General features: G+C 46.5%; 2 tRNA genes. Both read left to right on the top strand.

Annotated elements, in window-relative coordinates:
• Nucleotides 1–157 precede the first annotated feature (157 nt).
• Nucleotides 158–229, top strand: a tRNA-Glu gene (locus FC81_RS08590).
• Nucleotides 230–239: 10 nt separating this feature from the next.
• A tRNA-Thr gene (locus tag FC81_RS08585) sits at nt 240–312 on the top strand.
• The last annotated feature ends 43 nt before the right edge of the window (nt 313–355 follow it).

The following is a 355-nucleotide window of genomic DNA, read 5'->3' as shown; positions in this document are numbered from 1 at the left end:
ACGCCGATAGTAGTTGGGGGATCGCCCCCTGCGAGGGTAGGACGTTGCCGTGCAAATAGAGATCAGACTTGTACTCAGAATTATAATCAAGATATTCTTGTTTACATTTTTCTGGGTACTTGTTTTATTTATAATGAAGGTGATAACCTTCATTTCTGACCCGTTGGTCAAGTGGTTAAGACACCGCCCTTTCACGGCGGTAACATGGGTTCAAATCCCGTACGGGTCATCCTGAAAAGGCCGGCTTAGCTCAGTTGGTAGAGCATCGGTATCGTAAACCGAGGGTCACAGGTTCAAATCCTGCAGCCGGCATATTAATACCTAGTGTTGATAGGGTTTGACGGTTGCCATTGCA

Source organism: Liquorilactobacillus capillatus DSM 19910 (genome assembly GCF_001434915.1).
Taxonomy (GTDB): Bacteria; Bacillota; Bacilli; order Lactobacillales; family Lactobacillaceae; genus Liquorilactobacillus; species Liquorilactobacillus capillatus.
Note: the sequence above shows the minus strand (reverse complement) of the source record. Positions and strands in the feature narration are given on the sequence as shown.